Origin of the sequence: Mycobacterium canetti CIPT 140010059 (genome assembly GCF_000253375.1) — a bacterium.
GTDB lineage: Bacteria > Actinomycetota > Actinomycetes > Mycobacteriales > Mycobacteriaceae > Mycobacterium > Mycobacterium tuberculosis.
In genome coordinates this window covers 3544898-3565096 of sequence record NC_015848.1, presented here as the reverse complement: position 1 = coordinate 3565096, position 20199 = coordinate 3544898, and the positions used below count along the sequence as shown (strand labels likewise).

Here is a 20199-nt window from a genome sequence, read left to right as displayed (position 1 = left end):
GTCCGGTTAGTGGGCGGGCGCGCGCAACAGTGAGAGCACCGTGCGGCCCAGCACGATGGGGTCGACGGGATGCGGCACTGCGGCCTCGGCCCGCGACCAGCTGGCCAGCCAGGTGTCGTCCGGACGGCCGGTGAGCACCAGGATGGGCGGGCAACTGGCAAGTTCGTCTTTGAGCTGTTTGGCGATTCCCATGCCTCCGGTCGGTGTCGCCTCACCGTCGAGGATGGCCAAGTCGATGCCCCCCCGATCCATCTGGCGTATCACCATCGGACCGGTAGCCACTTCGACGTAGGTCAAATCGGGCAGATCCGGGTGCAACCGTTTGCCCAGGGCCCGCATCACCCGTTCGCGGGTCTGGACGTTGTCGCTGTAGACGAGGATCCGCAATGCGGTGCTGGAGTCGGGCACGGTGTCAGATGGTACTGGTGTCCATCGGACGCCTAGGGTGTAATCCCGCACGAGATTTCGGCGGTTGTGTACGTGACATATGGGCACAACAAGGCCAGAGTGAATATATGACCGAACAGGAAATGACCGAGCAGTGGTTAGAGGGCTGTGCGGTTCAGCGGATTATGTTCCGCGACGGTCTGGTGCTGAACTTCGACGATTACAACGAGCTGGTCATCTCGGTACCACTACAGCTGACTCTGCCGGCCATCGAAACCTCGCCCGCAGAAGTGGTCGCCATCGACCCAAACGACCCAGCCGACCACGAGCGTCCGCTCTTCGATTTCGCCGGGGCAACCTGCACAGCTTTCGCCTGGTATGACACCGGAGATCTCCATCTTGAGTTCTCCGACGGTCATCAGATCGACGTGCACCCCGATGATCGCGTCACCGCATGGGAACTGTATGGCAAATACCACGGATACGCCGCGTGCCTGGCGCCAGGCAAGCTGCGAGTTGTGCGGCATGACGTAGCCGACGCCAACGGCGACCAGTGAGGAAGCGGCAAATTGGCCAGAGCACGGCGGCGACGCGTCCCGGGAGGGGCGTTAGTCGCGCACGCGTAGTACGACCTTCCCCTTGGCGGTGCGATTCTCCAGCGATGCAATCGCCGCAGCGGCTTGGTCCAGTGGGTAGACCACTGGTTCGGGAGGAGGCAGCTTGCCCGAGCGTAGCAGCCGCTCGAGTTGTGACCACTGCTGGGCCAGCGCATCGGGGTGGGTCAGCGACCAGGCGCCCCAGCCTACCCCGACAACGTCAATGTTGTTGAGCAGAAGGCGGTTTACCTTCACGGTGGGAATCTCGCCGCCAGTGAAGCCGATGACCAACAGCCGTCCTCCCGCAGCAAGCGAGCGCAGCGAATCGGTGAACCGGTCGCCGCCGACCGGGTCTACGACGATGTCGACACCACGGCCGTTCGTCAGCTCCTGTACCGCGTCCTTGAACCCCTCGGCCAACACCACATCTGTCGCCCCGGCCACTGTCGCAAGCTCGGCCTTCTCCTGCGTGCTGACCACCGCGACGGTGCGAGACGCCCCGAGCGCCGGCGCTAGTCGCAACGTCGATGTGCCGATCCCGCCTGCCGCCCCGTGCACCAGCACCGTCTCACCGGCCTGCAGCCGGCCCCGGACCGCCAGCGCGAAGTACACCGTCAGGTCGTTGAACAGCACGCCCGCGCCCGCCTCGAAAGTCATGTTGTCCGGCAGCTTGAACACGCGCTCGGGCGACAATACCGCGACTTCGGCCATGCCGCCGGTGAGCATCGTAAGGCCGACAACCCTGTCTCCGGAACGCACTTGGCTGTTATCCGGCGCCGATCGAACCACTCCGGCGATCTCGGCGCCGAGCACGAATGGCGGCTCCGGGCGGTACTGGTAACGGCCACGGGTTAGCAGTGCGTCCGGGAAGGCCACGCCGGCAGCGTGCACCTCGATGACCACACCGGCGCTCGTGGGTTCCTCGACCTCGGCCACCTCGACCGCATCTGGTCCCTCCAGCCGAGTCACCCGTACCGCGCGCATGCCGACCAGCCTACTGGCGGGGGTGCAGACGGGCGCCAGCAGACGCAAAAGCCCCCGATTTCACTGAAATTCGGGGGCTTTGACGTCTGCTCGCCGAGGCTATTTGAGCTCGGACGACGACAGGCCCAACAGGCGGCGTGCGACCACCAGCTGCTGGATCTGCTGGGTGCCCTCGAAGATGTCCAGGATCTTGGAGTCGCGGGCCCACTTCTCCAGCAGTGATTGCTCGGAATAGCCGGTAGTTCCTGCCAATTCGACGGTTTTGCAGGTGACGTCGCTGGCCATCCGGCCCGCCTTGGCCTTGCTCATCGAGGCTTCTTTGGAGTTGGGGATGTTGTTGTCGGCCTGCCAGGCTGCGCGCAGGGACAGTAGGTAGCTGGCCTCCCAGTCGGCCTCCATCCGCAGGAACTCGGCGGCCGCGGCGCTCTGCGTGTGTGAGGGCTTGTCGTAGGAGATCTCCACGCCGGCCCCGGTGAGGACACTACGGATTTCCTCCAGTGCGGCACGGCCGATCCCGACGGCCATGGCGGCCACAATCGGCCGGGTGTTGTCGAAGGTCTCCATCACCCCGGCAAAGCCCTTGCCGACCTCGATTTCCGGGTTCCCAAGTAGGTTGCCCTTGGGGATACGGGCGTTGTCGAACCGGATCACCGCAGTATCAGAACCCTTGATGCCGAGTTTGTGTTCAAGTCGTTCGACGGTCACGCCGGGATGCTCACGGGGCACGATGAACGACTTAATCGCCGGGCGGCCCAAGGATTTGTCCAGCGTGGCCCAGACCACGATGTGGGTGGCGCGGGAACCGGCGGTGACAAAGATCTTCTCGCCGTTGATCACGTACTCGTCGCCGTCGAGGGTGGCGGTCGTCGACACTGCCGCCGAGTCCGATCCGAATTCCGGTTCGGTGATGGCCATCGCTGCCCACACTTTGCCCAGCCGCTCCAGCTGCTCGTCGGTGGCTACCGCGGAGATGGCTGCGTTACCCAGCCCCTGATAGGGCAGCGACAGCATCATCGCGACGTCGCCCCAGCTGGCCTCCATCGTCTGTACCACGGCGGCCATGTTGGCGTTGTGGTTTTCGTCCTTGCCTTCGTCCTCGTCGCGAAGCGAATGGGCTCCGGCAAAGTTGAACGATTCGGCGGCGCCCTCGAACAAATTGATCAGGGTGTCGAGTTCGACCGGGTAGGCATGTTCCTTCAGGTCGTACTTGCGGGCTATCGGCCGCATCATCTCCGCAGCGCCCTGATGGGTCTTGACGATGATCGCCTGCAGCTTGCGCGGCAGTTCCAGATTTATTGCCATGATTGATCTTTCAGCTCGTTCTAGATGACAACAACGCCCTCGGCGACGCCGATGGCTCGCAGGTCGCGGTACCAGCGCTCAACCGGATGCTCCTTGGTGTAGCCGTGGCCGCCCAGCAGTTGCACCCCGTCCAGGCCGATCTGCATGCCCTTGTCGGAGCCAAGCCGCTTGGCTAGCGCCGCTTCCCTTGCGAACGGCAGACCCTGCTCGGCACGGGACGCCCCGCGCCAGGTGATCAGGCGCAGGCCGTCGAGCTCGATCGCGATGTTGGCGCACATGAACGCCACCGCTTGGCGATGAGCGATCGGCTCGCCGAAAGCCTGGCGTTGTTTCACATACGGGACGACGTAGTCGAGCACGGCGTGAGAGGTACCGACCGCCAGCGCCGCCCAACCCAACCGGGCCAGCGCAAGCGCCTCGGAATAGTCGTTGTCGCTGGCTTCGTCCTCGCCCAGCCGGGCGTTAAGCGGGACCGACACCCCGCAGAGTTCGACCTGGCCCAACGCCGCGCCGCGAATCCCCATGCTCGGATCCGCCTTGACGGTCAGGCCGCTGGCCGCGGACTCGACAATGAACAGTGCGGGCTTGCCGCCCAGCTGCGCGCCGACAATAAACAGCTCGGCGTCGGCGGCGGCCGGGATCAACGACTTCACGCCGTCGAGCCGGTAACCGGACGGGGTGCGCACCGCGGTGGTCTTCAGCCGGGTGGGATCGAATAGTGGCTGCGGTTCGGTGATGGCCACGCAGGCCTGCGGAACGTTCTCGCCGGCGAACTCTTTGAGATAGGTGGCCTGCTGATCGGCGCTGCCCCAATGGGTGAGCGCGGACGCCACCCCGCCAGGCGCCAGGATCGGCAGTGCCAGGCCCATGTCGCCATACGCCAGTGCCTCAGCCACCAGCACGTTGGTGACGCTGGAGCGGTGTTCGGCGATACCGTCGAAGTCCTCGGGGATGTTGATCGCGGTAATGCCCAGCTCGGCGGCCTTGGCGGTCAAGTCGGACGGGTAGGTCGCGGCGTCGTCGGCGTCGTGCGCGGCGGGTCGCAGTACCTCTTCGGCGAATTCGTCGACGGTCTCGATGATCAGCTTCTGGTCGTCATCGGGCGTCAGATCGAAGTAGTCTCGGCCGCTGGACTTCAGCCGGGTCGGTCCGCCCCGCAGGCCTTGCACCCGCTGGAACTGACGGGTGGCGGCGCCGGCAGTGGCAAACATCGTCTTCACGCCGTAGCGCAGTGATCGGTTCAGCGGATCGCGCAGGCGGTATTTGTCCAGGAACTCCTGGCCGACAATCGGGGTTAGCAGCGCCAGTGCGACGTCGATGCCGGTCCGTTTGTGGGGTGCCAGGCCGACACCGGTCGTGCGGCCGCGTCTATCGGTGCGTGCGCCGGAGGGTTTTGCAGCATTTGCAGCAGAGGTGGTGTTGGTCATACGGCAGCCTCGGTCATCGGGGGTGATAGCGGACCACCCTATCTTACTCCGGAGTAAGATAGGGGTGCTTGTTAAGTTGTTCACATCCGGGACAAGCTGGTCAGCAAGGGCAGCCGGCGCTGGCCCCAGTGTCCGGCCGGTCCGTCGTACACGCCAGGCATCTGATAGCCGCATGCTTGGCAGCGGCCGTCCTCGGTGAGGGCGTAATGTCGTATCGAATACCAGTCGCGAACGATCACCGTTGCCCGGCAGCCTGGGCACGAGGTGCTGCCACCCACGGCATCGTGAACGTTTCCGGTGTAGACGAAGCGCAGGCCTTCGCCAATGCCGATCTCGCGGGCTCGGGTCAATGTGGCGGGTGGTGTAGCCGGGGTGTCCATCATCTTGTAGTCGGGATGGAACGCGGTGAAATGCACCGGCACGTCGACGCCCAGGTTTTCGCGGATCCATCTGCATTCGGCAGCGACTTCCGCGTCGCTGTCGTTACGTCCGGGAATCAGCAGGGTGGTGATCTCCAACCACACATTCGTCTGGTGCCGCAGGTAGGCCAGGGTGTCCAGGACGTTGCGCAGGTGACTGACGCAAACCTTGCGATAAAAGTCTTCGGTGAATGCCTTTAGGTCGACGTTGGCGGCGTCGACACGCCGGTAGAATTCCGCGCGGGGCTCAGGACACATGTACCCGGCCGTCACCGCGACGGCTTTGATTCCCTGGTCGTGGCAGGCGTCGGCTACATCGGCGGCATACTCCCAGAAGATCGTTGGGTCGTTGTAGGTGAATGCCACGCTGCGGCAACCCAATTCGTGTGCGGTGCGGGCGATGTCGGCCGGGGCCGCCCGACTGGCCAGGACGTCGATCTCGCGGGACTTGGAGATATCCCAGTTCTGGCAGAACTTGCACGCCAGGTTGCACCCGGCGGTGCCGAAAGACAGCGTCGCCGAACCTGGCAAGAAGTGGTTGAGCGGCTTTTTCTCGATCGGATCGACACAGAATCCGCTAGAGCGTCCGTAGCTGGTGAGCTTCACTTGATCGTCAAATCGGCCGCGGACGAAACACAGGCCACGCTGTCCCTCGTGAAGTTTGCATGCGCGTGGACATACATCGCACTGGATCCGGCTGTCGTGCAGTCGGTGCCAGTGTTTGGTTGCGATGGTGAACGGGTCGCTCATGGCGCTCTCGAGCGCCAGGTTACCCGGCGTTGAGCCGTGTCAGCACCTCGTCGTGCAACAGACCGTTGGTTGCAACGGCGCTGCCCCCGTGTGGGCCGGCGACGCCGTCCAGGCTGGTGAGCCGCCCGCCCGCCTCACGCACCACGATGTCCAGTGCCGCCAGATCCCATACCGACACTTGCGGTTCGGCGGCAATATCGACGGCGCCCTCGGCCACCAGGCAGTAAGACAGAAAGTCGCCGTAAGCACGCACGCGCCACACGGTATCGGTCAACCCGATGAAGCGTTCACGTAGACCCAGCCGCGCCCACCCGGACAGACTGGAAAACGACAAGCTCGCCGAATGCAGCTCTGCCACAGAGGAAACCGACAGCCGGTGTGGACGCGCACCATCGACGGATGCGAACGCGCCCCGGCCGCGTGCCGCCCACCACCGCCGTTGCAGCGCCGGCGCACTCACCACACCGACCGACGGGACGCCATCTTCAAGCAGCGCGATCAAACTGGCCCACACCGGCACCCCGCGCACAAAGTTTTTGGTGCCGTCGATCGGGTCTACGATCCACTGCCGTCCGGTGAAGGTCGTTGATCCGCCGAACTCCTCGCCCAAGACGCCGTCGCCGGGCCGGTCGCGGCCCAGCGTCTGGCGCACGTCGGATTCGACCGCCCGATCGGCGTCGGTCACCGGCGTCAAATCCGGTTTGGTGTCGATGCGCAGATCGAGCGCCCCGAACCGGACCCGCGTCAATTCGTCCGCACGGTCGGCCAGAGCCAGCGCAAGCATTAGATCGTCGTGGCTCACTGGTGCACCATCCTTTCGCCGAGCGTGTACCCAGTGCGATTTTTCGCGTGCGTTCTTGCACTGAGTTCACGCTCGGCGTAATAACGGCTCATGCCAGCAGTCCTACCATGGCCGGGTGGGATGGGAGTTTGGCGTGCTACTCATACTGATCGCGGTCCTAGCGGTATTTCTTGCTCCGCGGCTTATCCCGCGCGGCCCGCGGGGAGATCTGGCCAGCGGCACGCTCCTGGTGACCGGAGTCAGCCCGCGACCGGACGCAGGCGGCCAGCAGTATGTCACCATCGCCGGGATCATCACTGGGCCCACGGTCAATGAGTACGCCGTGTATCAGCGCATGGCCGTCGACGTCGACCAGTGGCCGACCGTCGGTCAAATACTTCCGGTGGTGTACTCGCCGAAGAATCCTGACAATTGGACGTTTACGCCCAACGGGCCGCCTGTCGGTTAGGCGCCGGGTTACCCTGCCGCGGGTGGGTGGGCCATCACCGTGAGCCGAACCCCGTATCGAGGTAGGACGCCGGAGGCTCGCCCTGCTGCCACTGGCACCCCCGGTACACCTGGCATCCCGTGCTCGGCCACGTCGGTCCCCGGGAGTGTGGTCAGGCCGGCGGGCGACAATGCCGAGACAGGGCGCGTCGAGGGCGCGGCCCAGCTCGGTGGGACCGATAGTTGCCCAATCGAGTTTGCCCGGCCGACACTCGCGAGCACCGTGTTGCCGACGCTCGCCGCACCGCCGGCACCCGACGCAGACACCCCACCGCCGGGACTGGTCGCGGAAACCAACTCACCGATCCCAAAGTCGCCCGGTGTCACCTCCGCGGGATTCTCGTCGCCGACGTTCAAAAGGCCTAGGTTGCTCTCGGCCCCGATGGTCCCGGCAACAAAGGACTCGACATCCTGCGTCACACCTACCGTGGCATATCCAGCGAATATGGCGTCAAGGAAGGTGAAGTCCTCAGGGATGAAGCTCGGAATCGTCAGCGCTTGCAGCGCTTGGGTCACCGTCTCAATCAGCAGCGACAGTGGGTCGGTGGCCTGGCTGACCGCGGCGGCCTGAGCGGTCAGGCCGGCCGGGTTGGTGGTCTGCCGCGGCGGGGAGAACGGTGTCAGCAGGGCCGCAGCCGCTGAGGCGGTGGCGTAACCGTACATCGCGGCGGCGTCCTGGGCCCACATCTCGGCGTACTGTGCCTCGGTGGCCGCGATCGCCGCAGTGTTCTGGCCGAAGAAGTTCGTCGCGATCAGTGCTAGCAGCTGTATCCGGTTGGCCGCTACCAGCGGTGGCGGCAGGGTCATTGCGTATGCTTGCTCGAAGGCCAGCGCTGCCGCCCTGGCTTGGATCGCTGTTTGCTGTGTCTTTTCGGCGGTCGTGTACAGCCAACCGATATAGGCAGCGGCCGTCACCGCCATCGATTCCGCTGCCGGTCCACGCCAATGCAAGGCGGCCAGTCCGGACAGCACCGATCCATATGCCTCGGCTGTGGTGGCCAACTCGGCGGCCAGCGAATCCCAGCCGCCCGCGGCAGCCCACAGCGATCCTGCCCCAGGGCCGGTGTACATCCGGGCGGAGTTGACTTCCGGTGGTAACAGTGCGAAATCCATTGTTTCTCAGCTCCTTACATTTGTGCGGATACGGTGTCGTGCTGGTCGAGAACTGAATGGGTCAAGGTGGAGTGCCAGCGGTGTTGCTGGCACTGGCCGTTTCGACGACGATGGCACCCCGGATGCCTGACCTATCCGGCTGACGAGTCAAAACTGTTGTAATCCAAGTCATATGGCCGCTCGTGGCAGTTGAACGCGAGTAGTACGACCCGACGCGTGTCGGGGTCCGGTGTCGTGGCCGGGGCGCAGCTGGGGCGTATGGCGGGGGTTCGCGCTACCGTGGCGTGCCGTGTGATGGCAGGAACGCTTTGCAGACGCTATCGGACTTGGTATCCAGGCATCCGCAAAGGGCATCTCGGGCTACCTTCGGTGACAGCGTGTCTTAAAACTCGCAAAGGTCTCCGGCCGGCGTGGGCAGATCTGCGTGAATTCCAGGCGGCTATCGAGTGAATTCCTGGGGCGCGGTGAATCGTAGCCGCGAGAAAGAAACGCCGGCACCTGACGCGGTGTCGACGAAAGACGCAGTCACACAACTGAATTCACTGACCCCTCCTGGGGCTCAGTGCGCGGGCCGCGCGCAGATCTTTGCGGCACGCTAGTGGTGACCGGGGTTGGCTCGCCTACAGGATGACAGTGACAGCGGCAGCCGCGTCACCCAGCCGCCGGCGGGCGCGACATCACCGTGAGCCGGACCCCGTATCGGGGGATGACACCCGAGGCTCGCTTGTCTGTCCCTGCTGGCACCCCTGGCAAGCCGGGCGTACCGTGCTCGGCTACGTCGGTCCCGTCGAGCGTGGTTAAGCCGGCGCCCGACAACGCCGAGACCGGGGTGCTCGAGGGCGTGGCCCAGGACGGTGGTACGGACATCGGCCCGATCGAACCCGCCCGGCCGGCACTCGCGAGTACCGCATCGTGCATGCTCGCAGCAGCGCCTTTTTCTGCCGAACTGAGTGCCGCATCGATCCCGAACGCGCCCGGCGCCAACTCCGCCGGATTCTCACTGGCGGCGCCTAAAAGGCCCAAGTTGTTCTCGGCCCCGATGATGCCCGCACATATCGACTCGATGTCCTGCGTCACGCCGACCGTTGCGTACGCAGCGAATATGCCGTCAAGAATGGTGAAGTCATCCGGGAGAATGTTGGGCCATCCCGTCGGCGCCTCTACTGCCTGCGACAGGAAAGAGGACAGTTGCGACAATGCGGTCGGCGTGTTCCCGGCGGAGTTGGTGGCGGCCTGGGTGACCGCGGCGTTCTGGGCGGCTAGCCCGGCCGGGTTGGTGGTCTGTTGTGGCGAGGAGAACGGCGTCAACTGTCTCGCCGCCGCTGAGGTGGTGGCGTAGCCGTACATCGCGGCCGCGTCTTGTGCCCACATCTCGGCGTACTGTGCCTCGATGGCTGCGATCGCTGCGGTGTTCTGGCCCAGGAGGTTCGACGCGATCAGTGCTTTCAGCTCGGCTCGGTTGGCGGTGACCAACGCTGGGGGCACCGTCATCGCATGAGCCTGCTCGAATGCCGCCGCCGCCGCTCTGGCTTGGGTAGCGGTCTGCTTGGTCTGCGCGGCGGTCCGCTCCAGCCATTCCACGTATGGAGCCGACATGGCCAGCATCGACGTGGACGCCGGGCCCCACCAGTGCATACCGGTCAGACGCGCAATCACCGAGCCGTAGTTCTCTGCTGCGGATGCTAACTCCGCGGCCAGCGCATCCCAGCTGGCCGCGGCAACCAACATTGAATTCGGTCCGGGACCGCTGTACATACGCGCGGAGTTGATCTCCGGTGGTAAGAACGCGTAGTCCATTACTCCGCAGGCCCCTAACGTCGATTGCGCACCCAGCCCAATTCGGACCTCGGTGTGGGCATGCGGGAGACGGCAGTGGCTCCCCCCATGGTCACGAGCGGCTCCGAGTGGGCTCCGCTCGGGCGCAGGCCGGCTGATACTTGTTGACCAGTGCGGCAACTCGTGCCGCGGCCAGTGTACAACTGGGCGGGCAGGTTGTATGGCAGTCGACTGACGGCGGATCGGAGATTGATCGACGCCGTGCCGGCCGCATCGAGATGCGCTCTCACAGCGCGGCTATGCCCAAATATTCTGTGGGTCAAGCGATATGCAGCCGATGGACGGCCGCTGGTTCGGCAGCTGTCGGCAACTGTAAGCCATTTCTGGGACTTTGCTGTGAAAAGCTGGGCGATGGTTGTGGACCTGGACGAGCCACCCGTGCGATAGGTGAGATTCATTCTCGCCCTGACGGGTTGCGTCTGTCATCGGTCGATAAGGACTAACGGCCCTCAGGTGGGGACCAACGCCCCTGGGAGATAGCGGTCCCCGCCAGTAACGTACCGCTGAACCGACGGGATGTATCCGCCCCAGCGAAGGAGACGGCGATGAGCGATCCTCGGCCAGCTCGGGCAGTGGTCGTTGGTATCGACGGGTCAAGGGCGGCAACGCATGCGGCGTTGTGGGCGGTCGATGAGGCGGTGAACCGAGACATTCCGCTGCGACTGGTGTACGTCATCGATCCGTCCCAACTGTCCGCCGCCGGCGAGGGCGGTGGGCAATCAGCGGCCCGAGCGGCGCTGCACGACGCCTCTCGGAAGGTCGAGGCCACCGGGCAACCGGTCAAGATCGAAACGGAGGTTCTGTGCGGCAGGCCGCTCACCAAGCTGATGCAGGAGTCCAGGTCCGCGGCGATGCTGTGCGTCGGTTCGGTGGGGCTTGATCATGTCCGCGGTCGCCGGGGTTCGGTCGCGGCGACCCTGGCTGGGTCGGCCTTATGCCCCGTGGCGGTGATTCACCCGTCGCCGGCCGAGCCAGCGACAACCTCCCAGGTCAGCGCGGTTGTCGCGGAGGTGGACAATGGTGTGGTGCTGCGGCACGCATTCGAGGAGGCCAGGCTGCGCGGAGTTCCGCTGCGGGCCGTGGCTGTCCACGCTGCTGAAACACCCGATGACGTCGAACAGGGCAGCCGGTTGGCGCATGTACACCTGAGCCGTCGGCTCGCCCACTGGACCCGGCTCTACCCCGAGGTGCGGGTGGATCGGGCCATCGCCGGCGGCAGTGCGTGCCGTCATCTGGCCGCCAACGCAAAGCCGGGTCAGCTGTTCGTCGCGGACTCACACTCCGCGCACGAATTGTGCGGTGCATACCAGCCCGGATGCGCCGTACTTACGGTACGCAGTGCCAACTTGTAGGGAGCGGATCTTGGGAGTGGTGCCCTGGTGGTAAAGGTCTTCTTGGTCGATGACCACGAGGTGGTGCGTCGTGGTCTGGTTGACTTGCTTGGGGCCGATCCCGAGCTTGACGTCGTAGGTGAGGCGGGTTCGGTCGCCGAGGCGATGGCCAGGGTTCCTGCCGCGCGCCCAGATGTCGCGGTGCTGGATGTCCGGTTGCCCGATGGCAACGGCATTGAACTGTGCCGCGATCTGTTGTCCCGCATGCCCGATCTGCGCTGTCTGATCCTCACGTCCTACACCTCTGACGAGGCCATGCTAGATGCGATTCTCGCCGGTGCCAGCGGATATGTCGTCAAAGACATCAAGGGAATGGAGTTGGCGCGCGCCGTCAAAGATGTGGGCGCTGGACGGTCGCTGCTGGACAATCGGGCCGCGGCCGCGCTGATGGCCAAGCTGCGCGGTGCCGCCGAGAAGCAGGACCCGCTATCAGGCCTTACCGACCAGGAGCGGACGCTACTGGGCCTGCTTAGCGAGGGCCTGACCAACAAGCAGATCGCCGACCGAATGTTCCTAGCCGAAAAGACGGTGAAGAACTACGTGTCGCGGTTGCTGGCCAAGCTGGGCATGGAACGTCGGACGCAAGCCGCGGTATTCGCGACGGAGTTGAAGCGCTCGCGGCCACCCGGTGATGGACCATGACAACAGGGGGCCTCGTCGACGAAAACGACGGCGCCGCAATGCGTCCACTGCGTCACACGCTCTCCCAACTACGCCTGCACGAGCTGCTGGTCGAGGTGCAGGACCGGGTCGAGCAGATCGTCGAGGGCCGGGACCGCCTCGATGGTCTGGTGGAGGCCATGCTCGTGGTCACAGCGGGCCTGGACCTGGAGGCAACCCTACGCGCTATCGTGCATTCAGCGGCCAGCCTTGTCGATGCGCGCTATGGCGCTATGGAGGTGCACGACCGGCAGCATCGGGTATTGCACTTTGTCTATGAAGGCATCGACGAGGAGACCGTTCGGCGGATCGGCCACCTACCGAAAGGCCTAGGCGTCATCGGGCTGCTCATCGAAGATCCCAAACCGTTACGGCTGGACGATGTTTCTGCGCACCCGGCCTCGATTGGTTTTCCGCCGTATCATCCGCCGATGCGTACCTTCCTCGGGGTACCGGTTCGGGTGCGCGATGAATCGTTCGGCACTCTGTACCTGACTGACAAGACCAACGGGCAACCGTTCAGCGACGACGACGAGGTTCTGGTCCAGGCGCTGGCGGCCGCCGCGGGTATCGCAGTCGCGAATGCCCGGCTCTACCAGCAGGCTAAGGCGCGTCAGTCGTGGATCGAGGCCACCCGTGACATCGCCACCGAGTTGTTGTCCGGCACCGAACCCGCGACGGTGTTCCGGCTTGTCGCCGCGGAGGCGCTCAAGCTGACGGCGGCTGACGCTGCCCTGGTAGCCGTTCCCGTCGACGAGGACATGCCTGCCGCTGACGTGGGGGAGCTGCTGGTGATTGAAACAGTCGGCAGCGCTGTGGCTTCCACTGTTGGGCGAACGATTCCGGTGGCGGGCGCGGTGCTGCGGGAGGTCTTCGTCAACGGCATTCCGCGACGGGTCGACCGGGTCGATTTGGAAGGCCTGGACGAACTGGCCGACGCAGGTCCGGCGCTGCTGTTGCCGCTGCGGGCCAGAGGTACCGTAGCGGGTGTCGTTGTTGTGCTGAGTCAAGGCGGTCCAGGGGCTTTCACCGACGAACAACTCGAGATGATGGCCGCGTTCGCCGACCAGGCCGCGCTGGCTTGGCAATTGGCCACTTCGCAACGTCGGATGCGCGAACTCGACGTACTGACCGACCGGGATCGTATCGCCCGTGACCTCCATGACCATGTCATCCAGCGGCTCTTCGCGATTGGCCTGGCTTTGCAGGGTGCTGTCCCGCACGAACGTAATCCTGAAGTGCAGCAACGACTCTCGGACGTGGTAGACGATCTGCAAGACGTTATACAGGAAATCCGGACCACCATTTATGACCTGCACGGAGCATCGCAGGGTATCACTCGGCTCCGGCAGCGAATCGATGCGGCCGTAGCCCAATTTGCCGACTCGGGGTTGCGCACCAGCGTTCAATTCGTGGGTCCATTGTCGGTGGTCGACAGCGCGCTCGCCGATCAGGCCGAGGCGGTGGTTCGGGAAGCGGTCAGCAACGCGGTTCGCCATGCGAAGGCCAGCACGTTGACCGTCCGGGTCAAAGTCGACGACGACTTGTGCATCGAGGTGACCGACAACGGCCGCGGGCTGCCCGACGAGTTCACCGGAAGCGGCTTAACGAACCTGCGGCAGCGGGCAGAGCAGGCCGGCGGCGAATTCACCCTCGCGAGCGTACCGGGCGCGAGCGGAACAGTGCTGCGATGGTCAGCACCGTTGTCGCAGTAGCTCTTCCGGCCACTCAACGACCTGGGACAGTTCGCGCCGTGGCGTCGGTGGCAACGGGTCGGCATTGATCGGTGCCCAACCCACTCGCAGCAGCATCTGGGGGTAGCCGCCGGCGCCGAACACCTCGGCACGGACCGCGTCGCGGGTCTTGGCGATCTCCAGCGGTTCGGTGATCGGGCAGCACGCCAGCCCCATTGCCGTCGCGGTCAACAAGACGATGCTGGCGGCCTCGCCGGCGCGCAGCCGGGCCAACCGGTCGTCTGTCTCGGTGCCTAGTGCCAGGATCGCGGCGCCGTCGTCAGCGGGTAAGACGTCGGACGGCTGAGACAGACCGGGCCCGGCGAACAGGCGACCGGGGATCGGGGCACTGGGGTCTGATGGCGGCTCGTTGCGGGCGGGAACCCCGGCCACTGAACCGTAGCGCCCACTCCAAATGGTGAGCTCGCGCAGATATTCCTCGTCGGTCACGTGGTCCAAGACAGCCTGCGCCACAATGGCTTTCATTCGGTCTAGGGCACTGACCTGCCGCAGCATGACCCCGCCACGGGCTGCTCTTGCGGCCATCAACGCGATGTCACCTCCTGGCACCGGCCAGCAACTGTAGGCGCGCCGATCGGTGCGTCGCCGCGGTATGGCCGCCGCCAAGGCGACATCGGCCTGATCGGGAACAAGCGGTTGTACCCCGATGGTGGCCAGATGGCAGCGGTCCTTGGGATCGGGGAAACGGTTTACCTTGGCCTGCCAGCCCAGCGACGCCAAAGCGACGACGCAGTGGTGCAATGCCACACCACAGCTGAGGATCAACTCACGCCCGTCCGGATCGGTGCTACGCAGCTGCATATCGGGTCTAGAGAACAGCTCCAGACTCGTCGGGCATACCCGCCACCGCCACGGCTGCGTGTTGTGGATGGAGGGGGCCCGGACGGCCAGGGTGAGAACCGTTCGCACGGTTTCGGCGTCCGGGAAATGGGTGTTCATGGCTGCCGGGCCTTTCCCATCAACGGCTGCGGTCATCTATTAAGGATCGCGCGTCGACAGCCGCGGTGGCAGAGCACGAAGGCTCGCCAGCGGAGGACCTTTGGCCCTGCCTCAACGGCTCCTCGCAGCGGAGAGTGGTACTGACGGTTGCAGATAATCCGGATCACCCGGGAAGGCGCTGACCATGAATCACCTAACGACACTTGACGCCGGGTTTCTCAAGGCAGAAGACGTGGATCGGCACGTGAGTCTGGCAATCGGCGCTCTGGCGGTCATCGAGGGGCCGGCTCCCGATCAGGAAGCCTTCTTATCGTCGCTCGCTCAACGCCTACGTCCCTGTACCCGGTTCGGGCAGCGGTTACGCCTGCGCCCGTTCGACCTCGGTGCACCCAAATGGGTGGACGATCCCGACTTCGATCTTGGCCGTCATGTGTGGCGCATCGCCTTGCCGCGGCCTGGCAACGAAGACCAGTTATTCGAGCTGATCGCCGATCTGATGGCGCGTCGTTTGGACCGGGATCGACCGCTGTGGGAGGTCTGGGTCATCGAAGGCCTGGCGGACAGCAAGTGGGCGATCCTGACCAAACTGCACCACTGCATGGCCGACGGAATCGCGGCGACTCACCTGCTAGCTGGGCTCTCCGATGAAAGTATGAGCGACAGCTTCGCGAGCAACATCCACACGACCATGCAGTCGCAATCCGCATCTGTGCGGCGGGGTGGATTCCGTGTCAATCCAAGCGAGGCGTTGACCGCGTCGACCGCCGTGATGGCAGGCATCGTTCGCGCGGCCAAGGGTGCCGGTGAGATCGCGGCCGGCGTGCTAAGTCCCGCCGCGTCGTCGTTGAACGGGCCGATCAGTGATTTGCGTCGCTACAGCGCAGCAAAGGTCCCTCTCGCCGACGTCGAACAGGTGTGCCGGAAATTCGACGTCACCATCAATGATGTTGCGCTTGCCGCGATTACGGAAAGCTACCGCAACGTCCTCATCCAGCGGGGTGAGCGGCCTAGGTTTGATTCGCTGCGTACGCTAGTGCCGGTCTCGACGCGTTCCAACAGCGCTTTGAGCAAGACCGATAACCGTGTTTCGTTAATGCTGCCCAACCTGCCGGTGGATCAAGAGAACCCGCTGCAGCGGCTGCGGATCGTGCACTCGCGGCTGACTCGGGCCAAGGCGGGGGGACAGAGACAATTCGGAAATACTTTGATGGCGATTGCCAACCGCCTTCCGTTCCCCATGACCGCATGGGCGGTCGGGCTGTTGATGCGGCTGCCGCAGCGTGGTGTTGTCACCGTGGCGACAAATGTGCCGGGTCCACGACGGCCGCTGCAGATTATGGGCAGACGGGTGCTTGACCTATACCCGGTTTCGCCGATCGCGATGCAACTGCGCACCAGTGTCGCGATGCTCAGCTACGCCGACGACCTGTACTTCGGGATCCTGGCCGACTACGACGTGGTAGCAGATGTCGGCCAGCTGGCGCGAGGAATTGAAGACGCCGTCGCACGGCTGGTGGCGATCAGTAAGCGGCGCAAGGTGACTCGCAGGCGCGGAGCGCTATCGCTGGTTGTGTGACGAGGCCTCGCAGGCAAAGGTCTGGCTGCGGTCCGGTTCCGGACCGAACCTGAAGTGGCGGCCGGTGATCTCCCACGGGATCACCCGCACACAGTGACGTTTCAGCGTCGCGGTCCACGGTAGTAACTGGGCGCGTTCGGCTTCGCGGACCTCCGCGTCGGTCGTCAGCACCTGGGCGCGAACCTTGACGATCACGCTCCAGCCCTCGGCAACGTTGTGGTCGTCCGCCTCGAAAGCCACCGCGCACTTCGCGACGGCTGAAAATAATTTGGCGCCCTCCGCGGTACGAAACAGCACGGTGCGGCCTTGCATCACGAAATTGACTGGAAGATCCCAGGCTCATCAGCAAAGGTGGTAACTAGCCGACCGAGTGCAACGCTGCCCAGCCGGTGCCAACTTTCGTCTTCTGACAGCACGGTAACGGAATCGTCGATCATGGCTCAACCGTTCGACTTGACTCACCAAGAATGCCCGCGAAACACCCTCGGTGCCTCACGTAAATATGCCCGCGACATGGTGACCGTCGTGAGGCATGGGAAGTGGGTTGTCGATGAGATCTCGCGCGGAGGTCACCACCAGGTACGCCAAGGCGTATGTGCAGGCTTTGAAGAAGAGCCGGGGCCGGATTTTCGACCAGGTGGTTGACCTGACGGGCTAGTCACGTGATAACGCGCGGCGCCGGCTTGTCGCAGCGGCCAAGCTATCGCCGGGGCTGGGCCGCAGTGTTGCCAAGCGGCCGCGCAAACCGCGTTCGCTGAAGTACTCCTATGACGCGCTGAAGGTGTTGCAGAGGGTGTGGTCCGCCTCGGGTGGGCAGTGCGGGAAGTATCTTGCCGCCTCGATGGCGCTGCAGCTTGATGGGTTGGAACGTCACGGTGTGTTGGAGTTTGGGCGTGACCGCTATGGCCCCGAGGTGCGTGAGGAGCTGTTGGCGATGAGTGCGGCCAGCATCGATCGTTATCTGAAGACCGCGAAGGCCAAAGACCAGATATCGGATGTGTCGACGACGAAACCCTCACCACTGCTGCGTAATTCGATCAAGGTTCGCAGGGCCGGCGATGAGGTCGAGGCGGAGCCGGGGTTCTTCGAGGGCGACACCGTCGCCCATTGCGGTCCGACGCTCAAAGGCGAGTTCGCCCACACCCTGAACTTGACCGACGTGCACATCGGATGGGTGTTCACCCGCACCGTCCGCAACAACGCCCGTACCCACATCCTCGCCGGGCTCAAAGCTTCTGTCACCGAGATCCCGCATGGGATAACGGGTTTAGATTTCGACAACGGCACCGTGTTTCTCAACAAGCCGGTCATCAGCTGGGCCGGCGACAACGGTATCTACTTCACCCGCTTTCGCCCGTACAAGAAAAACCACTAGGCCACCATCGAGTCCAAGAACAACCACCTGGTCCGCAAGTACGCGTTCTACTACCGCTATGACACCGCCGAGGAACGCGCCGTGCTCAACCGGATGTGGAAGCTGGTCAACGACCGCCTCAACTACCTCACCCCGACCATCAAACCGATCGGGTATGCCAGCAGCGCCGACGGCCGCCGCCGACGCCTCTACGATGCCCCACAGACGCCGCTGGACCGGCCACTGGCCGCAAGGGTGCTCTCCGCGGCCCAGCAGGCCGACCTGATCACCTACCGAGACAGTCTCAACCCCGCCCAGATCGGCCGCAAAATCGCCGACCTGCAGAACCGACTCCTCATCTTGGCCAAGGAGAAAACCGAGCAGCTCTACCTCGCTAACATCCCCACCGCCCTACCCGACATCCACAAAGGCATCCTGATCAAGGCGGGCTGAACCAACCCGTTTCACGGGCATTTCTATCTGAGGCATTACGCCCTTTCTCGGGCGTCTGGCGAATCTGCAAGACGCTGTCCAGCGGCCGCCGTGGTGTGGGGGCGGGAACTGCTGCCAACGGCGGGGCTATCCCTACCCGGATCAAGGCTTGCGGCTCGCCTCGCTGCCTCGTCAGGCCCCGCACGATGTCACGACTGTCACTGGATTCGATCAGATGGGTCAACGTGCAGGTAGCCATGCCGGCCATGGTGCACTCGAGTAGGATGGTCGACAGCACTTCGCCACACCTCAGTGCGTCGGCTCGCGTGTCGCTAGGGGTCGACAGCACAAGGACTTTCGATCGGTCATCAGCTAGCTCGGCACGGCGATTCTGGTAGCTCCGGACCGGGAAGTCACGGCCCAGGTCAACTCGCAAGCGTTCGGCGTCTGATGCCAGCGTATCCGGCGGCACACCATGGGCCAGCACGAACGGTGAAGTCCACCATTCGAGTTCGGCGTGATAGTACGGATCGTCCCGCCGCAGGACTTCGCTGAGTTGTGACGCTACCACCAGTCGTGTTCGCTGGTCGTCGGATACCACATCAAGCATCGCAACGTCTTTGTCGACGGCGTCGCGCAGCGCGGGCTCAAACAGGTGCCAGTACATCGGGCTGTCAAACGGAAGCCGATCGGTTCGGCGCTGCAGAATCGCCTGGGCGCGGTTTCGCTGTCCCGCCGTGACGTGATCGATGGGACTGAATTCGACGGTGGCCAACTGGTCAGGTTGGTTCGGCTGGGGAAAGCGAGTGATATTCGCCTGCCAGTGCGCGGCCGTCATGGCGATGCGAAGGTGATCGAGTACGGCACCGCAACTGATGATCGCTTGCCGGCCGGAATGGTCGGTGGCCGGCACCGTTCGGTGGCGGTTGACGAACAGGTGCACAGTAGTGTGCTCGGAGCCGCTTTCGGCCACCCAACGCCAGGGCTGGCTGTTGTGCACCGACGGCGCCCGGCATGCCAGCAAGACTGCGTTCTTGAGCACCTGTATGTCCACAACGTTGACGGTATGGTCATCCGGTTTGATCAAATAGGGTCATTGGTCCTCTCAATGAAATCCCTTGCGTCACTGTCGTTTCAGCGGTGTCTGCGCGAGAATTCTAGTTTGGTCGCGGCGCTGGACCGGCTCGATGCTGCGGTCGATGAGCTGAGCGCTTTGTCGTTTGATGCGTTGACCACTCCGGAGCGGGATCGCGCCCGTCGCGACCGGGACCATCATCCTTGGTCCCGCTCCCGCTCGCAGTTGTCGCCACGAATGGCGCACGGGCGTCGAGCCCTAACGGGTGGCATAGCGGAATAAGATCACCCGTACGTTTCGCCGCCGCGATGCCAGCTATCCGGGCCGCCGCCATGACGTCACCCTTAGCAGCGGCACCGTCGGAAATCATCCTCAAGGTAGACGGCTTCATGATCACGAGCCCTGACGCTTTGGCAACCCTCAAAGTCACGGGTTTCTCGGACACATCGACCATTCGTGCCGCACCACGCTCATCGATATGTGTCAGCGCGAGTGCATGGTCGATCATCGTGCTGGCCTGTCAGCGAATTCTGTCGCATACATCGCCTCGACGGACGCCGCAAGATCGAAGTCGATGTCGGTCAGATAGCCCAGCTTGCGCGTCCACGCCGTCACGCGCACCGAACGCTTGTCCAGTACAGCGATATCGGGATGGTGATTGATATCGTTTGCTATTGATGCGACCCTATTCATGAAGTCAATGGATTGGTCGAAATTTGTGCACTGAAAAGCGCGGCTGAGTCGCATGTCGAGAAGCTGCCAGCCAGGTAGTGCTCCGAGTTTCTCTGACACGGCCGCGTCGGCAAGTGCGGCCAGCCTCCCCTGACATACGTTGTGCTTTCCCTCGGATGCATCGTGGGATGCTCGTTGCTCGTGTTGCTCAGGGGTGCTGACCGTCATGGTTCCTTCCTCAACT

The 20199-nt window shown here is 64.0% G+C and carries 20 protein-coding genes and 1 pseudogene; 8 read left to right on the top strand and 13 right to left on the bottom strand.

Going from position 1 to position 20199, the window contains the following annotated elements:
- Positions 1-6: 6 nt before the first annotated feature.
- On the bottom strand, positions 7-408 hold the full coding sequence (locus MCAN_RS16620; RefSeq protein ID WP_003416410.1) for an Rv3143 family two-component system response regulator: 402 nt from the start codon (positions 406-408) through the stop codon (positions 7-9).
- A gap of 107 nt (positions 409-515) precedes the next feature.
- On the opposite strand from MCAN_RS16620, the gene MCAN_RS16615 reads away from it, so the two are divergent.
- Positions 516-944 (top strand): DUF6188 family protein, encoded by a 429-nt coding sequence (locus MCAN_RS16615; protein ID WP_014001592.1) that lies wholly within the window; start codon positions 516-518, stop codon positions 942-944.
- A gap of 51 nt (positions 945-995) precedes the next feature.
- Here the strand turns inward: MCAN_RS16615 and MCAN_RS16610 are convergent, their stop codons facing one another.
- The 5 genes from MCAN_RS16610 to hisN form a co-directional block, all read right to left on the bottom strand.
- On the bottom strand, positions 996-1967 hold the full coding sequence (locus MCAN_RS16610) for an NADPH:quinone oxidoreductase family protein (protein WP_003416403.1): 972 nt from the start codon (positions 1965-1967) through the stop codon (positions 996-998).
- A gap of 99 nt (positions 1968-2066) precedes the next feature.
- Complete coding sequence (locus MCAN_RS16605; RefSeq protein ID WP_014001591.1) at positions 2067-3269, bottom strand: acyl-CoA dehydrogenase family protein; 1203 nt, start codon at positions 3267-3269, stop codon at positions 2067-2069.
- Between the two features lie 20 nt (positions 3270-3289).
- Positions 3290-4696 carry an acyl-CoA dehydrogenase family protein gene (locus tag MCAN_RS16600; protein ID WP_003900638.1) on the bottom strand — a complete coding sequence of 469 codons (1407 nt, stop codon included), beginning with the start codon at positions 4694-4696 and terminating at the stop codon, positions 3290-3292.
- Between the two features lie 80 nt (positions 4697-4776).
- Positions 4777-5865 (bottom strand): AmmeMemoRadiSam system radical SAM enzyme, encoded by a 1089-nt coding sequence (gene amrS / locus MCAN_RS16595; RefSeq protein ID WP_003416391.1) that lies wholly within the window; start codon positions 5863-5865, stop codon positions 4777-4779.
- A 19-nt stretch (positions 5866-5884) separates the two neighbouring features.
- Positions 5885-6667: a histidinol-phosphatase gene (hisN, locus tag MCAN_RS16590; RefSeq protein WP_003416388.1), complete on the bottom strand. Its 783-nt coding sequence runs from the start codon at positions 6665-6667 to the stop codon at positions 5885-5887.
- 115 nt (positions 6668-6782) lie between these two features.
- Here hisN and MCAN_RS16585 point away from each other — a divergent pair, with 115 nt between their 5' ends.
- The gene (locus tag MCAN_RS16585; protein ID WP_003416383.1) at positions 6783-7115 is read left to right on the top strand and encodes a hypothetical protein; all 333 of its coding nucleotides are present in this window, start codon (positions 6783-6785) and stop codon (positions 7113-7115) included.
- An 8-nt stretch (positions 7116-7123) separates the two neighbouring features.
- On the opposite strand, the gene MCAN_RS16580 is transcribed toward MCAN_RS16585, so the two are convergent.
- On the bottom strand, positions 7124-8266 hold the full coding sequence (locus tag MCAN_RS16580) for a PPE family protein (protein WP_014001590.1): 1143 nt from the start codon (positions 8264-8266) through the stop codon (positions 7124-7126).
- Positions 8267-8917: 651 nt separating this feature from the next.
- Positions 8918-10063: a PPE family protein gene (locus tag MCAN_RS16575; protein WP_014001589.1), complete on the bottom strand. Its 1146-nt coding sequence runs from the start codon at positions 10061-10063 to the stop codon at positions 8918-8920.
- Positions 10064-10647: 584 nt separating this feature from the next.
- Between MCAN_RS16575 and MCAN_RS16570 the strand changes: the two genes are divergently transcribed.
- From MCAN_RS16570 to dosS, 3 genes are read left to right on the top strand one after another with little or no spacing between them, the layout of a single operon-like run.
- A complete protein-coding gene (locus tag MCAN_RS16570) occupies positions 10648-11454 on the top strand; it encodes a universal stress protein (protein WP_003416373.1) in 807 nt (268 codons plus the stop codon).
- Between the two features lie 27 nt (positions 11455-11481).
- The gene (gene dosR / locus MCAN_RS16565) at positions 11482-12135 is read left to right on the top strand and encodes a hypoxia response regulator transcription factor DosR/DevR (RefSeq protein ID WP_003416369.1); all 654 of its coding nucleotides are present in this window, start codon (positions 11482-11484) and stop codon (positions 12133-12135) included.
- Positions 12132-13868: a hypoxia sensor histidine kinase DosS/DevS gene (gene dosS, locus MCAN_RS16560; RefSeq protein WP_014001588.1), complete on the top strand. Its 1737-nt coding sequence runs from the start codon at positions 12132-12134 to the stop codon at positions 13866-13868. The genes dosR and dosS overlap by 4 nt, the downstream gene beginning before the upstream one ends.
- On the opposite strand, the gene MCAN_RS16555 is transcribed toward dosS, so the two are convergent.
- Positions 13848-14846 carry an Acg family FMN-binding oxidoreductase gene (locus MCAN_RS16555; RefSeq protein ID WP_003416362.1) on the bottom strand — a complete coding sequence of 333 codons (999 nt, stop codon included), beginning with the start codon at positions 14844-14846 and terminating at the stop codon, positions 13848-13850. The two genes, dosS and MCAN_RS16555, sit on opposite strands and share 21 nt — an antisense overlap.
- A 184-nt stretch (positions 14847-15030) precedes the next feature.
- Between MCAN_RS16555 and tgs1 the strand changes: the two genes are divergently transcribed.
- The gene (gene tgs1, locus MCAN_RS16550) at positions 15031-16422 is read left to right on the top strand and encodes a diacyglycerol O-acyltransferase (protein WP_014001587.1); all 1392 of its coding nucleotides are present in this window, start codon (positions 15031-15033) and stop codon (positions 16420-16422) included.
- Here the strand turns inward: tgs1 and MCAN_RS16545 are convergent.
- A complete protein-coding gene (locus tag MCAN_RS16545; protein WP_014001586.1) occupies positions 16405-16737 on the bottom strand; it encodes a pyridoxamine 5'-phosphate oxidase family protein in 333 nt (110 codons plus the stop codon). The two genes, tgs1 and MCAN_RS16545, sit on opposite strands and share 18 nt — an antisense overlap.
- A 478-nt stretch (positions 16738-17215) precedes the next feature.
- Between MCAN_RS16545 and MCAN_RS16540 the strand changes: the two genes are divergently transcribed.
- Positions 17216-17797 (top strand): integrase catalytic domain-containing protein, encoded by a 582-nt coding sequence (locus MCAN_RS16540; protein WP_041180140.1) that lies wholly within the window; start codon positions 17216-17218, stop codon positions 17795-17797.
- Positions 17798-17878: 81 nt separating this feature from the next.
- Positions 17879-18229: a hypothetical protein gene (locus MCAN_RS16535; protein WP_003416355.1), complete on the top strand. Its 351-nt coding sequence runs from the start codon at positions 17879-17881 to the stop codon at positions 18227-18229.
- On the opposite strand, the gene MCAN_RS16530 is transcribed toward MCAN_RS16535, so the two are convergent.
- The 3 genes and pseudogenes from MCAN_RS16530 to MCAN_RS16515 all read right to left on the bottom strand — a co-directional run bounded on the left by MCAN_RS16530 (position 18216) and on the right by MCAN_RS16515 (position 20183).
- Positions 18216-19250: an Acg family FMN-binding oxidoreductase gene (locus tag MCAN_RS16530; protein WP_003416354.1), complete on the bottom strand. Its 1035-nt coding sequence runs from the start codon at positions 19248-19250 to the stop codon at positions 18216-18218. The genes MCAN_RS16535 and MCAN_RS16530 overlap by 14 nt on opposite strands.
- A gap of 280 nt (positions 19251-19530) precedes the next feature.
- A pseudogene (locus tag MCAN_RS16520) lies at positions 19531-19791 on the bottom strand (cyclic pyranopterin monophosphate synthase MoaC); the annotation flags it as partial.
- Positions 19788-20183, bottom strand: coding sequence for a 4a-hydroxytetrahydrobiopterin dehydratase (locus MCAN_RS16515; RefSeq protein WP_003416149.1), 396 nt, complete (start codon positions 20181-20183; stop codon positions 19788-19790). The pseudogene MCAN_RS16520 and the gene MCAN_RS16515, both read right to left, overlap by 4 nt.
- Between the last annotated feature and the right edge of the window lie 16 nt (positions 20184-20199).

Coding starts and splice junctions, on each gene's coding strand:
- tgs1 (WP_014001587.1), top strand. CDS start 15,031: ATGAATCACCTAACGACACTTGACGCCGGGTTTCTCAAGGCAGAAGAC.
- MCAN_RS16570 (WP_003416373.1), top strand. CDS start 10,648: ATGAGCGATCCTCGGCCAGCTCGGGCAGTGGTCGTTGGTATCGACGGG.
- dosS (WP_014001588.1), top strand. CDS start 12,132: ATGACAACAGGGGGCCTCGTCGACGAAAACGACGGCGCCGCAATGCGT.
- MCAN_RS16600 (WP_003900638.1), bottom strand. CDS start 4,696: ATGACCAACACCACCTCTGCTGCAAATGCTGCAAAACCCTCCGGCGCA.
- MCAN_RS16615 (WP_014001592.1), top strand. CDS start 516: ATGACCGAACAGGAAATGACCGAGCAGTGGTTAGAGGGCTGTGCGGTT.
- amrS (WP_003416391.1), bottom strand. CDS start 5,865: ATGAGCGACCCGTTCACCATCGCAACCAAACACTGGCACCGACTGCAC.
- MCAN_RS16575 (WP_014001589.1), bottom strand. CDS start 10,063: ATGGACTACGCGTTCTTACCACCGGAGATCAACTCCGCGCGTATGTAC.
- MCAN_RS16555 (WP_003416362.1), bottom strand. CDS start 14,846: ATGAACACCCATTTCCCGGACGCCGAAACCGTGCGAACGGTTCTCACC.
- MCAN_RS16605 (WP_014001591.1), bottom strand. CDS start 3,269: ATGGCAATAAATCTGGAACTGCCGCGCAAGCTGCAGGCGATCATCGTC.
- MCAN_RS16610 (WP_003416403.1), bottom strand. CDS start 1,967: ATGCGCGCGGTACGGGTGACTCGGCTGGAGGGACCAGATGCGGTCGAG.
- MCAN_RS16580 (WP_014001590.1), bottom strand. CDS start 8,266: ATGGATTTCGCACTGTTACCACCGGAAGTCAACTCCGCCCGGATGTAC.
- MCAN_RS16515 (WP_003416149.1), bottom strand. CDS start 20,183: ATGACGGTCAGCACCCCTGAGCAACACGAGCAACGAGCATCCCACGAT.